A 13,720-nucleotide genomic window follows, 5' to 3' on the forward strand; every position below is an offset into this window, starting at 1 on the left:
TGGCCCTACTTCACGGCCACGGGCTCGGGCTTTGCCGCCCTGAACCCTGCCACGGCGTCCTCGCCCTCGGGGCGTTTCGGGTCCGGCTTTTTCGGCGGCGGGCCGAGGAAGGCCGGGACCACGAAGAACGCGGCGATGAGGGTGAAGAACAGCGACAGGGCGAGGAGCTTGCCCATGCTGGCCGTGCCGGGATGACTCGACAGGACCAGGGAGCCGAAGGCCGTGCCGGTGGTCAGGGCGGAGAAGAAGATCGCCCGCGTCAGGCTGGAGGCCAGCATATCGGTGACGCCCGCCCGCCAGGCGATGACGTAGTAGATATGGAAGGCCACGCCCACGGCGAGCATCAGCGGCAGGGCGATGATGTTGGCGAAGTTGAGCGGCATGCCGACCACATGCAGCGCCATCAGCGTCCATAGCGTGGCGAGCACCAGCGGGCCGAGGGTCATCGCCACGTCCCAGGGCTTCCGCAGGGCCACCGACAGGATGATGAAGATCGCCACCAGCGCCGTCAGCGCCGCCTGCACGAAGGCGCCCAAAATGGTGTAGCTCGACGAGGTCGTCGCCACTGGCGCGCCGGTCGCGTGCGGGGCAACGGTCTGCACCTCCTTGGCGAAACGGCGCAACACGACATTGTCGTTGGCGTCACCGCTCGGATGCACCTCGATCCGGGCGCGGCCGTCGGCGGCGATCCACTCGGCCTTCAGCTTCGGCGGAATGTTGGCGAGGGTGACCTTCTCGGGGGCCAGCATGCCGCGCAGGCGGTTGAGCAGGGTGGCGAGATCGGTGGTGACCGCCACGTTGGCGGCCTGACGCAGCTGCGGCGTAGCCGTGGCGAGGGAATCGAGGGTGCCGGAGAGCGCACCCGCGGCCTTGGCTCCGGCGGCGTCACCGGTGGCGATGCCCTTGAAGGCGGTGGCCGCCTCCTTCAGCGCCTTCACCGTGTCGGCGTCGGTGGGCGGCGGCGGCTTCCTCGCCGGGTTGAGGATGGGGCCGAGGAGCTCGGCCGTCTCGGCGATGGTCGCGAGCTTCTGATCCTGATCCGGGGGGACGAACGTGTCGATGTCGATCACCCGGGCGACCGAGGGCAGGGCCTTCAGCTTGGCCGCGAGCTCGGGCACCGCCTGTACGTTCGGCGCGATCACGTCGATGAGGTTGGGGCTCGTCTCCGGGTCCTTGATCAGGTCGAGATAGGTCGAGATCGATTCCACCTTGGTGCTGCGCAGGTGCATCGGGTTGGAATCGAAGGGCAGCTTGAACAGCAGCGGAATGCCCGCCACCGTGATCACGCCGACGATGATGAGCACGATCTTGCGGTTCTGGATGATCCAGTGGTCGACGCCGGCGAGCCATGTCGTCTCCACGGCCCGCGCCTCGCCCTTCGGCTTGAACACCGCGATGAGGGCAGGGAGCAGGGTGAGAGAGAAGAGATAGGCGACGATCATACCGACGCCGGCGATGAGGCCGAGCTCGGACACGCCGCGGAACGCCGTGGGCAGGAACGCGAAGAACCCCGCCACAAGGGAGATGGCGGCGAGGCTCAAGGACCAGCCGACGCCCCGCGCGGCGGCACGGATGGCGTTCGCCAGATCCGGTTGCTCGAACCGGTCGGCCCGGTATCGCACCGCGAACTGGATCCCGAAATCGATCCCGAGCCCCACGAACAGGGCGGCGAAGGCCACGGAGATCGGGTTCAGCTCGCCCACCATCAGCAGGCCGAGGGCCGCGGTGACGATGAGGCCGGCGAAGGTGGTGATCAGGACGGCGCCGACGAGGGAGGCCGAACGCAGGGCCAGCCAGACGAACAGGATGATGGCGCCGGCCGTGACGCTGTAGTTGAGGAACGCGTCCTCGGCGAGGGTGGCGAATTCGTCATCCGCCACGGCAACCGGGCCGGTGAGGCGCATGCGCGGGTTGTCCGCCGCGTCGAGGCCGCCGAGGGTGTTGATCTTCAGGTCGGTGGCGATGCGCCGGACAAGGGCGGAGGCTTCGGCGCCCGGCTGGAGCGCCGCGTAATCCAGCTTGGGCTGGATCATGATGAACTTGCGGAGTTCCGTACCCTGGGCCTTGCCGTTGGAGAGAAGCAGCTGCCAGGACAGGCGGGCCGGCTCTCCCGCCAGCACCTTGCGCAGCACCTCGTCGATCCGTGTCATCGGACCGTCGAGATCCTCGAGCTTGGCGTCGCCGCTTTTGATGCCCCGGGCGCCGAGGCCGAGCACCCGCATGAGGCCGCGGAGGGACGGGTCGGCGGCGAGCGGACCGAGCAGTCCCTGCTGCTGGACGAGCTGATCCATGGTCTTGGTGAGCTCTTCCTGCGGCATCAGCAGGAAGCCGTTCTTGTCGTAGAACGGGCCGCCATCCGGGCGGTAGACCGTCTCGATCTGATTCGGATGGTCCAGGAGGGCCTGGGCCAACGTGGCCGCGGCCTGTTCGGCGACCTCGGGCGTCTTGCCGTCGATGACGGCGACGAGGGTGCCCGTCCGTTGCGGAAACGCCTTCTCGTAGTTGATCTCGTCCTGGCGCCAGGGCACATCCGTGTCGATGAGACGCTCGACATCGGTGTTGATCCGGAAGAGATGGGCGGCGAGCGCCGCGCTTCCGACAGTGAGGAGCGCCACCAGGCCGATGACCAACCAGCGGCGTTGGACGGAAAACGCAACGAGACGTTCGATCACAAGTATCCTGCCTGACTAGCGACGCGGGCCCCACCTGAACGAGACCGGCCGGTCTCGCGGATGCGAGCGACAGGCGACGATCTCGGCGCGGAACCGGTCTTGGTCCAAGGGTCGGTTACCACCTGTCGAGGCAATCCACGAGTCCCGGCGGTATATCGAGACGTGTCATGCCTCTGCGACGGCCAGCCTCGAACGAGGGTGTCCGTACTCATCGGCAGGCGGAAATGCAACGCGGCCCCATGCTCTTGTCCTGCGGTCGAAGTCATGTGCGCCCGCGCACCGCACCATGTCGACGCCTCGACGGAACGTCGTCCAAGGCCGTGGGCGGGACACCCGTCGCTGTGGGGGCGCGCAGTTCTGACATTCGCTGGCCGAATAGGAAAAAGCACCACGGTTCGGCTTAAGGACAGGATATCGCCAGTATCGGAAGCGCGACGACATGCGCCTCCCCTGTGGCCGTATTGCCCCATCACCGCTCAAACACGCATCGTGCGCTGGCCGCGCGGGTGGATCAAGATCTGTTCCAGCCTAGTGCGCTGGAATTTCGCCGCTTTTCGCGGTAATGCACCGGTTCATATCGGGGCCAAAAACAAGGAGCCGCGTCTTGGGTATTCCCCTCCGTTACGTCGCGAAGATTGGCGGCTACATTCTCAAGCAGCACCTCACCGGTCGCAAGCGCTACCCGCTCGTGATGATGATGGAGCCGCTGTTCCGCTGCAATCTCGCCTGCGCCGGCTGCGGGAAGATCGACTATCCGGACGAGATCCTGAACAAGCGTCTGCCGGTGGCCGACGCCCTGGAATCCGTGCGTGAGTGCGGCGCACCCATGGTCGTGATCGCCGGCGGCGAGCCGCTTCTGCACAAGGATCTGCCGCAGATCGTCGAAGGCATCATCGCGCAGAAGAAATTCGCGATCGTGTGCACGAACGCGCTGCTGCTCGAGAAGAAGATCAAGGACTACAAACCCAGCCCGTACTTCACCTGGTCGATCCATCTCGATGGCGACAAGGAGATGCACGACCAGTCGGTGTGCCAGCGCGGCGTCTACGACAAGGCCGTCTCCGCCATCGCGAAGGCCAAGGAGATGGGCTTCCGCGTCACCATCAACTGCACCTTCTTCAACAATTCCTCGGCGGACAAGATCGCCGACTTCTTCGACACCGTGACGAAGCTCGGGATCGACGGTATCACCGTCTCCCCCGGCTACGCCTACGAGCGCGCTCCCGACCAGCAGCACTTCCTCAACCGCAAGGCGACGAAGGACCTGTTCCGCGGCGTGTTCCGGCACGGCAAGGAGAAGGGCCGCCAGAACTGGACCTTCCAGCAGTCGGGCCTGTTCCTCGACTTCCTGGCCGGCAACCAGACCTACCATTGCACTCCGTGGGGCAACCCGACCCGCACCGTGTTCGGCTGGCAGAAGCCCTGCTACCTTCTCGGCGAGGGCTACGCGGCCACCTTCAAGGAGCTGATGGAGGAGACCGACTGGGATTCCTACGGCACCGGCAACTACGAGAAGTGCGCCGACTGCATGGTCCATTCCGGCTACGAGGCGTCCTCAGTGGTCGATTCCGTGAAGAAGCCCTGGAAGCCGCTGATCCACGCCATCCGCGGCATCAAGACCGAAGGCGAGATGGCTCCCGAGGTCAGCCTCGAGAACCAGCGCCCGGCCGAGTTCGTGTTCTCGCGCAACGTCGCGCAGAAGCTGTCCGAGATCAAAGCTTCGGGCGTCGACACCAAGCGCGAGGCGCGCAACCGCACGGCGGCCTGAACCCGCCGCACGCGATGCGTGCCTGAAACGAAAGCCCCGCGCTGCCGATGCAGCGCGGGGCTTTTTCGTGTGCGCCGAGATGATGTCCGGGCGCGTCAGGCGTCCGGAAGGCCGAGGCCGGGGCCGAGAGTGGCCCGGCACCGGGAGAGCGCCGCGAAGGCTTTTCCCGAATCCCTCGCCAGCCGGATCAGCGCGGGCAGATGGGTCGGGTTCCGGCCGAGGGCAGTGAGCACCGCGAGGATGTCGGGGTCGCCGTTCGGCTTTAGCGCCGTCGTGACAAAGGCGGGCAGGGCGCGCTCGGCCGGGTCGCAGACCACGCGAATCGCCGCGAACGGAATGCCGTGGCGGGCCGCGAAGTCCGCAGCGACGTGGGATTCCATATCGACCGCCGCCGCTCCGGTGCGGGCATGGAGTTCGGCCTTCGCGGTCACGCTCACGACCGCCGCGTCCACACCGGCGAGGTCGGCGGACAATGTCGTCAGATCGGCTCTCGACAGGGCGGAGTGAATCGCGTCGCGCAAGACGACATCGGTCTCGCGGCGTCCCGTGTCACCGACGATGCCGGTGGCGATCACCACGTCGCCGGGGAGCAGGGATGGATCGAGTCCTCCCGCGATGCCGAAACTCACCACGGCCCGGCAGCCTGCCGTCACGCGCGCGTCGAGCAGCGCACGCAGGCGCGCGGGCGACCCGCCGGCCCCCACGGCTTCGATTCCGGGACCGGCGGCGAGCCGGGCCTCCTTGGAGAGGCCGGTGACGGCGAGAATGGGAAGCATGGGATGTCCAGCCAGCGCTCCCTCCCCCTCTGCGGGGGAGGATGGCCCTGGCGTCAGCGAGGGTCGGGAGATTTCTGGAGAGGTCGCCCCCTCTCCCGCTGCTCTGCAGGCACCCTCTCCCACAGAGGGGAGAGGGTCGAGGAGAACCTACATCCCGTAGGCGACGGACCGCGTGTTGCTGCGCTTGAGATTGCGGTAGCGCGCCATGGCCCAGAGCGGGAAGAACTTCGGGTAGCCGTGGTAGCGCAGGTAGAAGACCCGCGGGAATCCGGTCGCCGTGTAGCGCTCCTCAGACCAGAAGCCGTCGGCTCCCTGCGTGCGCGTGAGGTAGTTGATGCCCCGCGTCACGGCCGGATCGTCGGCCTCGCCGGCCGCCATCAGCGCCAGCAACGCCCAGGCGGTCTGGGAGGCGGTGGAGTAGCCGGGCTCGAAGGCCGGATCGATCTTGTAGGACGAGGCGTCCTCGCCCCAGCCGCCATCCGGGTTCTGGATACGGATGAGCCACGCCACCGACCGGCGGATCTCCGGCGAGGCCGGGTCGACACCGGCGGCGTTGAGGGCGCACAGCACCGACCAGGTGCCGTAGATGAAGTTCATGCCCCAGCGACCGTACCAGGAGCCGTCCTCCTCCTGATCGTCGAGGAGGTATTTCACCCCGCGATCGAGCGCCTTCGAGGTCTCACGGGTCTCGCCCAGCTGCGAGAGCATCGAGACGACGCGCGCCGTGACGTCGGCGGTGGGCGGATCGAGCAGGGCGCCGTGATCCGAGAACGGGATGTTGTTGAGGTAATGGTGGTTGTTGTCGGCGTCGAACGCCGCCCAGCCGCCATCGCTCGATTGCAGACCCTCGACCCATTCGCGGGCGCGGGCGATGGAGACGGCGTAATCCGGCACGTCGGCGACGAGACCGTGCTGGCGCGTCGCCCGGTCCATCGCCATCACCACCACTGCGGTGTCGTCGAGGTCGGGGAAGTGCGGGTTGGCGTATTGGAACGCCCAGCCGCCGGGGCGGACATTGGGGCGGCCGGCCGCCCAATCGCCCTTGATGTCGAGCACCTGGAGCGGACGCAGCCAGTCGAGCCCGCGCCGTGCCTGATGCTCGGCATCGGGTCCGCCGGCTTCCAGCAGGGCATGGCCGGCAAGGGCCGTGTCCCAGACCGGCGAGAGGCAGGGCTGGACGTAGGCTTCGTGCTCCTTGACCACCACGAGCTTCTCGACCGCCTCGCAGGCGATCCGAACCTGCGGGTGATCGGCCGGATAGCCGAGCACCTCGTACATGAGCACGGTGTTGACCATGGCCGGGAAGATGGCGCCGAGACCGTCCTCGCCGTTGAGGCGCTCGCTGGTCCAGGCCACGGCCTTGTCGATGCCGCGCTGACGCCGCTTCTTCGGGAAATAATCCTGCGTGACCTGCAGCAGGCGGTCGATGGCGCCGAAGATCGGCGTCCACGGCCAGGTCGCGTGCGGGCTGCCGGGCCAGGACCGGACGTGGTCGGGCGGCGTCACGAACAATTCGGAGACGCCGAGACCGAGGGGGTTCTTGGCCAGCGGCTTCTTGGCCTGCAGCACGAGCAGGGGCACGATCACGCAGCGCGCCCAGTACGAGATCTTGTCGAGGTGGAAGGGAAACCACTTCGGCAGATGCATGATCTCGACGGGCATCACCGGCACGGCGCGCCACGGCACCTCGCCGAACAGAGCCAGCAGGAAGCGCGTGAACACGTTGGAATTGGCCGCACCGCCGCGCGACAGGATGGCCTCGCGGGCACGCCGCATATGCGGGGCCTCGATCGAGTCGCCGACGAACTTCAGCGCGTAATAGGCCTTCACGCTGGCGCTCATGTCGAACGGCCCATCGTGGACCAGCGACCAGCCACCATGCTTGCCCTGCGTGCGGCGCAGATAGTTTCCGATCTTGGCCATCAGGTCGGGCGGAATGGTCGTCGCCCGGAACTGGTGGAACATGATGTATTCGGACGGGATCGTCGCATCCGCTTCGAGCTCGAAGCACAGATGCCCGTCCGCATGGACGAGATTCGTCAGGGCCTGCGTCGCCCGCATGACTCCATGCTCGACGTCGTCCAGGGAAATCTCCTGGGTCTTGGGACGCTGGAGCGTCTCGACCTTCTTGAATGCCTCTCGCATCGTCCTCGCCTCAAGCGCCGCCTGACGCGGCCCCTCTCTCACGCCGCGCCGCGCGTCATAGCTTCACCGCGTCCACGCGCTCCCTTGAGAAGCGCCTGTGCGGCCGTCGTTCCCGAACGGATCGCTCCCTCGATCGTCGATGGCAGGCCGGTCGCGGTCCAGTCGCCTGCCAGGACGAGGTTGTCGTGGGCCGTCACGGCGCTCGCGCGCCGTGCGGCCTCTTTGGGCGTTGCCGCAAAGGTCGCCCGTTTCTCCTTGACGATCTGCCAGCTTGGCAGTTCCGGTGCAAGTCCGGTCAAAGTCGAGAGCTCGGCCCAGATCTGCTTCGCCAAGTCTTCGCGCGGCACGTCCAGCAGGCGGTCGGCACCGCTGATGGTCACCGACAGTCGGTCCGGATAGGCGAACAGCCATTCCGTCAGACCATTCACCACGCCGAGCAATAATGGCGAGCCCTGTGGAGGAAGGATCGCGAAGTGAGCATTGACGATCGAGCGGTAGGATTGCGGAACGGCCAGGCCCGGCAGGAGATCGGACGCCACCCAGGGCGGCAGGGCCAGAACCACCGAATCGTCGGGACCGAGTGTGATCGATTCGTCGCTGAACAGCAGCGTATCGACACGGCCCGCATCGGCACCGAGTCCGCGCAGGCGACGGCCGAAACGCATCTCGGCGCCGTGCTTGGCCAGATAGGCCAAAGCGGGGTCGATGAAAGCGACAGAGAGACCGCCCACGGCGATGAGCGGCCGGCAGGCGGCGCCGCCCGCGCCCAGGGTTTCGCGCAGGATCGTGGCGGCGAGGCCGACATCGCTCTCCTGCGGATCGGTGTTGAGGGCCGCGAGCAGAACCGGATGCCAGAGGCGCTCGTAGAGCGGTCCGGAACATTCCATGCGCTCGCCGATCGTGCCCGCCCGGCCGGGGGCCTTGCCCGAGGCGGCCCTGAGGATGCTCAGGGCCGCGAGGTAATCCATGGCGCGGCTGCCGGGCACGCGGCGCGAGGCCTGCAGCACCCACCACGGCACACGGCCGGCATTCGGCCGCAGGGTCCAGCGCTCGCCGGTCTTCAGGTCGGCGAAGGGAAACTCGGCCTCGTCCGGCCCGGTCAGGGCATCGGCGGGGGCGCCCACCAGCTTCAGGAAGTCGAGGGACGAGCGGTTGCCCGACAGCAGCAGGTGGTTGCCGTTGTCGATGGTCAGGCCGAGCGTCGAATCGAAATAGGAACGACAGCGCCCGCCCGCCTGCTTGGCGGCCTCGTGCACGATGACGCGGCGCCCCTGCTCGGCGAGCGACACGGCGGCCGAAAGGCCCGCCAGCCCCGCGCCGACGACGTGAACCGTTCCGGTCTGTTGTCCCGTCATCACAGGATCCCGTGACGAAGCGCGACGCCCAGCAGGGCGAGCTTCGAGGGTTTCACGCGCGCGCGGGGCATGGCCCAGCCGCGCTTCAGCACCGCGTCGAGATAGAGCCGGTAGGCCGCCGCCATCAGGCGAGGGGCCTTCGTCTCCTTGCGGGGATTGCGGTCGATGATCGTCCAGGTGTCGCGGTAATGGGCCTCCGCCTCCCTAGCCACGGCGATGCAGACTTCACCGATGCGGGGATGAGCGATGGCGGCCTGGGGCGTCGGATCGGTCAGGCCGATGGCGGAGAGCTTTTCGCGGGGCAGGTAGAGGCGGCCGCGCTCGGCATCCTCGTCGATGTCGCGCAGAATGTTGGTGAGCTGCAGGGCGCGGCCCTCGTGATGGGCGAGGCGGATGCCATCGGCCTCGGGCAGGCCGAAGATGCGCACGGACAGTCGCCCGACCGCGCTGGCGACCCGGTCGCAATAGAGATCGAGGGTGGCCTCGTCGGGGGCGACGATGTCCTCGAACGCATCCATCGCCATGCCGTCGATGACCGCCTGGAAGTCCTCGCGCAACAATCCGTAGCGTCGAATGGGCACCACGAGGTCGCGCACGCGCGGAGCCGGATTGCCGGCATAGAGGGCATCGATATCGGCGCGCCAGCGGTCGAGCTCGGCCGCGCGGACGGGCGCCGGGCCACCATCGTCGGCGACGTCGTCCACTGAACGGCAGAAGGCGTAGACCGCGTACATCGCCTCGCGGCGATCCTTCGGCAGCAGCCGCATGGCGGTGTAGAACGAGGATCCGGCGGCCGGCAGGGCGGCGTCCTGCGCCATCGCGGGTTCCTGGGCGGGTGATGCGGTGGCGCTCATGACTGCGCTCCCTGACTCGCGACGCGCGTGGACTGTCGGCGCAGGATGCGCGAGCGGAACGGACGCCGCGCCAGGGTCGAGGCGATTCCGCCCAGAGCCGTCAGGGCGAAGCCCGCCTTGCCATGATGGACCTTCTCCGAGAGCGGGTCGCGCGTGAGCAGCCCCTTCGTGAGCACCACGGCGAGGCGGTGGATCGCCGCAATCTCGAGGCTCAGGCGCAGGTCGTCGATCAGGTCGGGCAGCACCGCGCCCTCGTCGAGGAGGACCATGGTCCGCTCGGCGAGTTCACGGATGGCCGCGCGCAGGGCAGGGGAGGCCTTGTCGGCGGCGAGCGCGTCCACGGAGACGCCGTGGCGCTCCAGCACGTCCCGCGGCAGGTAGACCCGGTCGTTGCGGCGATAGTCCTTCGCGCAATCCTGCAGGTGGTTGATGATCTGGAGCGCGGCGCAGATCGCGTCCGACGGCCCCCAGACCACAGCCGGGTCCTCGCCGTGGATGTCGAGGACGAAGCGGCCCACGGGCATCGCGGACAAACGGCAATAGGCGATGAGGTCGTCCCAATCCTCATACCGGTTCTTCCGCGCGTCGAGGCGGAAGGCGTCGAGGAGTTCGAGGGCATGCGTCGCCGGAAGGCCGCGCGCGGCGAGTTCCCGCTTCAGCGGCTCCGCCTCGCGGTCGGAGGGCCCCTTGCCGGTCAAGGCGTCGGCGAGGTCGTCGAGGAGCTCGACCTTGCGCTCGGACGACAGTTCGGCATGGTCGGCGACGTCGTCGCCCGCACGCACGAAATCGTAGAAGGCCAGGATCGCGCCGCGATTCTTCGGATGGATCAGGTGGGAGGCGACGGGAAAGTTCTCGTCCTTGTGCCCCTTGCCCGAACGCGCGTCCGTCGCGCTGTCGAGGGTTGCGGTCACTTCAGATACCCCGATTGGCGGAACCAGCCGAGGGCGTCCGACAGCCCCTCGCGGTAGGGCCGCGCGGAATAGCCGAGTTCGGCCCGTGCCTTGGCATCGGTGAAGAACATGCGGTAGCGCGACATCTTGATGCCGTCGATGGTCGCGAAGGGCGTCTTCCCGGTGATCCGGGCCATCTGTTCGGAGATGAACGCGATCGGGTAGACCACGGCGCGCGGCAGGTTGATGGTCGGCGCCTTGCGGCCAACCATGCCGGCGATGTCGGCGAGCATCTGCGACAGCAGGACGTTCTCGCCGCCCAGGATATAGCGCTCGCCGGTGCGGCCATGGCGCAGGGCCAGGAGATGGCCGTAGGCGACGTCGTCCACATGGGCGAGGTTGAGGCCGGTATCGACGAAGGCCGGCATCCGGCCGAGGGCCGCTTCCACGATGATCCGGCCCGTCGGGGTCGGCTTGACGTCGCGGGGGCCGATGGGCGTCGACGGGTTGACGATGACCACGGGCAGGCCGTTGCGGGCCGCCATCTCCTCGACCACGCGCTCGGAGACGACCTTGCTGCGCTTGTAGGCGCCGATGGCCGTGCCGGGGGTGAGGGGCCGCGTCTCGTCGGCAGGCGTGCCGTCGTCATGCGGCTTGATGGTCGCGACGCTCGACGTGTAGACGATCCGCTCGATACCGGCCCGGAGGGCTTCCTCCATGAGGATCACGGCGCCGTCGCGGTTGGTGCGGACGATCTCTTCCGGGTCCGGCGCCCAGAGCCGGTAATCGGCGGCGGCATGGACGAGGTAACGCTGGCCGGCGAGCGCGGCGGCGACCGACGCGCGGTCACGCATGTCGCCCTCGACGATCTCGACGTCGTTCCACACGAGGTTGGTGCGCGGCGACGAGGCCCGCACCATGATCCGCACGGAGAAGCCGGCCTTGCGGAACACGTCCACGAGGGCGGCACCGAGGAACCCACTCGCTCCGGTAATGAGAACCGGGCCGGCATCGTAACGGCTCTCGTCGAACCTGCCGGAAGGGGTGGCCTCTGTCATTTCTCTCGTAGGGTCAGGGGATTGGACAAGGAGACGCGCCGGGGCGAACCGGCATCATGCCCGGCCTTTTCTCATCGTTAGGCGGGGCGAACAAGCGCAGCGCGGCCACACACGGAGACTTCCGTGCGCGGCCACACGCCGGGGGCCTCAGGTCAGGCGAGACGCAGGCGTCCGGCCTTCTGTTCGGGCAGAGCGGCCTGGACGGTCCTGACGATGCCGTCGGCGTCGAGGCCGGCCTCGGCGTACATCGCCTCCGGGCTGTTGTGGTCCTGGTAGGTGTCCGGNGGCAGAGCGGCCTGGACGGTCCTGACGATGCCGTCGGCGTCGAGGCCGGCCTCGGCGTACATCGCCTCCGGGCTGTTGTGGTCCTGGTAGGTGTCCGGCAGCGTCAGCGTCCGAACCCGCACCCGGCCCGTGTCCAGCGCCCCCTTCTCCGACAGGAGATGCAGCACCATGGCCCCGAAGCCGCCCACCGAACCCTCTTCCAGGGTGACCAGGACCTCGTGGCTCGCCGCCAGATCCAGGATCATCGCCTCGTCGAGCGGCTTGGCGAAGCGCGCATCCGCCACGCTCACGGCGATCCCCGCCGTCTCCAGAAGGTCGGCCGCCTTCAGCGCCTCCGACAGGCGCGTGCCGAGGCTCAACAGCGCCACCCGCGCCCCCTCGGGGCGCTTGACGATCCGGCCCTTGCCGATGGGAAGCGGCACGCCGCGCTCGGGCAGGTCGACGCCCACCCCCTCGCCGCGCGGGTAGCGCAGGGCGATCGGGCCGCTGTCATGGGCATGCTGGGTCGCCACCATGTGGACCAGCTCGGCCTCGTCGGAGGCCGCCATCACGACCATGTTCGGCAGGCAGCAGAGATAAGCCAGATCGAACGCGCCCGCATGGGTCGCCCCGTCCGCACCCACCAGACCCGCCCGGTCGAGGCAGAACCGAACGGCCAAGTTCTGCAGCGCCACGTCGTGCACGACCTGATCGTAGGCCCGCTGCAGGAAGGTCGAGTAGATCGCCACGAACGGCTTGTAGCCCTCCGTCGCCAGACCGCCCGCGAACGTCACCGCATGCTGCTCGGCGATGCCCACATCGAAGGTCCGGTCCGGATGCGCCTTGCCGAACAGGTCGATCCCGGTGCCGCCCGGCATCGCCGCCGTGATCGCCACCACCTTGTCGTCGGCATCCGCCGCCTTGATCAGGCTCTCGCCGAAGATGCGGGTATAGGCCGGCGCGTTCGGCTTGGCCTTGGCCTGGACGCCCGACAGCACGTCGAACTTCACCACCCCGTGGTAGCGGTCGGCCGACGCCTCGGCCGGGGCATAGCCCTTGCCCTTCTGCGTCACCACGTGGAGCAGGATCGGGCCCTGGTCCGAATCGCGCACGTTCTTCAGGATCGGCAGCAGGTGGTCGAGGTTATGGCCATCGACCGGGCCGACATAGTGGAAGCCCATCTCCTCGAACATCGTGCCGCCGCCCACCACCAGGGAGCGGGCGTACTCTTCCGCCGCCGCCGCACGCTGGTAGATCGCCTTCGGCAGGAGCTTGCCGAGCTGCTTGGCGGTCTCACGCAGGCCGCGATAGGTCCCGCCCGAGGCGAGCCTGGCGAAATAGGCCGACATCGCTCCCACCGGCGGGGCGATCGACATGTCGTTGTCGTTCAGGATCACGATCAGGCGCGAATGCAGCGCCCCGGCATTGTTCATCGCCTCGTAGGCCATGCCCGCCGACATCGAGCCGTCGCCGATCACCGCGATCATGTTGCGGCGCCTGGGCGCGAGCGCGCCCTTGGCCTTGGCCGACGCCTCGTCGAGGTCGCGCGCCACCGCCATGCCGAGCGCCGCCGAGATCGAGGTGGAGGAATGCGCCGCCCCGAACGGGTCGTAGACGCTCTCCGACCGCTTGGTGAAGCCAGACAGCCCGCCCGGCTGGCGCAGGGTCCGGATCCGGTCGCGCCGCCCCGTGAGGATCTTGTGCGGATAGGCCTGGTGCCCGACATCCCACACGATCCGGTCGTCGGGCGTCTCGAACACGTGATGCAGGGCCACCGTCAGCTCGACCACGCCCAGACCCGACCCGAGGTGACCGCCCGTCACCGACACCGCGTCGATCATCTCCTGACGCACAGCGTCCGCCACCGCCTGAAGCTGGCTCTCGGGAAGCGCRCGAAGAGCAGACGTCTCGTCAAGCCCGTCGAGGATCGAGGTTTCT

Annotated in this window: 8 protein-coding genes and 1 pseudogene; 1 reads left to right on the plus strand and 8 read right to left on the minus strand. The window is 68.0% G+C overall.

Annotated features, from left to right (window positions below):
- Positions 1-5: 5 nt before the first annotated feature.
- The gene (locus ASF08_RS14615) at positions 6-2,672 is read right to left on the minus strand and encodes an MMPL family transporter (RefSeq protein WP_056146491.1); all 2,667 of its coding nucleotides are present in this window, start codon (positions 2,670-2,672) and stop codon (positions 6-8) included.
- Positions 2,673-3,276: 604 nt separating this feature from the next.
- Between ASF08_RS14615 and hpnH the strand changes: the two genes are divergently transcribed.
- Complete coding sequence (gene hpnH / locus ASF08_RS14620) at positions 3,277-4,440, plus strand: adenosyl-hopene transferase HpnH (protein WP_018044393.1); 1,164 nt, start codon at positions 3,277-3,279, stop codon at positions 4,438-4,440.
- 95 nt (positions 4,441-4,535) lie between these two features.
- On the opposite strand, the gene ASF08_RS14625 is transcribed toward hpnH, so the two are convergent.
- The 7 genes and pseudogenes from ASF08_RS14625 to dxs all read right to left on the minus strand — a co-directional run.
- Complete coding sequence (locus ASF08_RS14625; RefSeq protein WP_056146493.1) at positions 4,536-5,216, minus strand: phosphorylase; 681 nt, start codon at positions 5,214-5,216, stop codon at positions 4,536-4,538.
- Positions 5,217-5,363: 147 nt separating this feature from the next.
- A complete protein-coding gene (shc, locus tag ASF08_RS14630; protein WP_056146495.1) occupies positions 5,364-7,361 on the minus strand; it encodes a squalene--hopene cyclase in 1,998 nt (665 codons plus the stop codon).
- A gap of 38 nt (positions 7,362-7,399) precedes the next feature.
- A complete protein-coding gene (hpnE, locus tag ASF08_RS14635; RefSeq protein WP_056146496.1) occupies positions 7,400-8,716 on the minus strand; it encodes a hydroxysqualene dehydroxylase HpnE in 1,317 nt (438 codons plus the stop codon).
- Positions 8,716-9,570: a presqualene diphosphate synthase HpnD gene (gene hpnD, locus ASF08_RS14640; protein ID WP_056146498.1), complete on the minus strand. Its 855-nt coding sequence runs from the start codon at positions 9,568-9,570 to the stop codon at positions 8,716-8,718. Before hpnD ends, hpnE begins: the two co-directional genes overlap by 1 nt.
- Positions 9,567-10,481 (minus strand): squalene synthase HpnC, encoded by a 915-nt coding sequence (gene hpnC, locus ASF08_RS14645; protein ID WP_056146500.1) that lies wholly within the window; start codon positions 10,479-10,481, stop codon positions 9,567-9,569. Before hpnC ends, hpnD begins: the two co-directional genes overlap by 4 nt.
- Positions 10,478-11,518 (minus strand): hopanoid-associated sugar epimerase, encoded by a 1,041-nt coding sequence (gene hpnA / locus ASF08_RS14650; protein WP_056146502.1) that lies wholly within the window; start codon positions 11,516-11,518, stop codon positions 10,478-10,480. Before hpnA ends, hpnC begins: the two co-directional genes overlap by 4 nt.
- A 285-nt stretch (positions 11,519-11,803) precedes the next feature.
- Positions 11,804-13,720 (minus strand): annotated as a pseudogene (gene dxs / locus ASF08_RS14655) (1-deoxy-D-xylulose-5-phosphate synthase); the annotation flags it as partial.

This window comes from Methylobacterium sp. Leaf85, from assembly GCF_001422125.1.
GTDB lineage: Bacteria > Pseudomonadota > Alphaproteobacteria > Rhizobiales > Beijerinckiaceae > Methylobacterium > Methylobacterium bullatum.

Coding starts and splice junctions, on each gene's coding strand:
- ASF08_RS14625 (WP_056146493.1), bottom strand. CDS start 5,216: ATGCTTCCCATTCTCGCCGTCACCGGCCTCTCCAAGGAGGCCCGGCTC.
- shc (WP_056146495.1), bottom strand. CDS start 7,361: ATGCGAGAGGCATTCAAGAAGGTCGAGACGCTCCAGCGTCCCAAGACC.
- hpnE (WP_056146496.1), bottom strand. CDS start 8,716: ATGACGGGACAACAGACCGGAACGGTTCACGTCGTCGGCGCGGGGCTG.
- hpnD (WP_056146498.1), bottom strand. CDS start 9,570: ATGAGCGCCACCGCATCACCCGCCCAGGAACCCGCGATGGCGCAGGAC.
- hpnA (WP_056146502.1), bottom strand. CDS start 11,518: ATGACAGAGGCCACCCCTTCCGGCAGGTTCGACGAGAGCCGTTACGAT.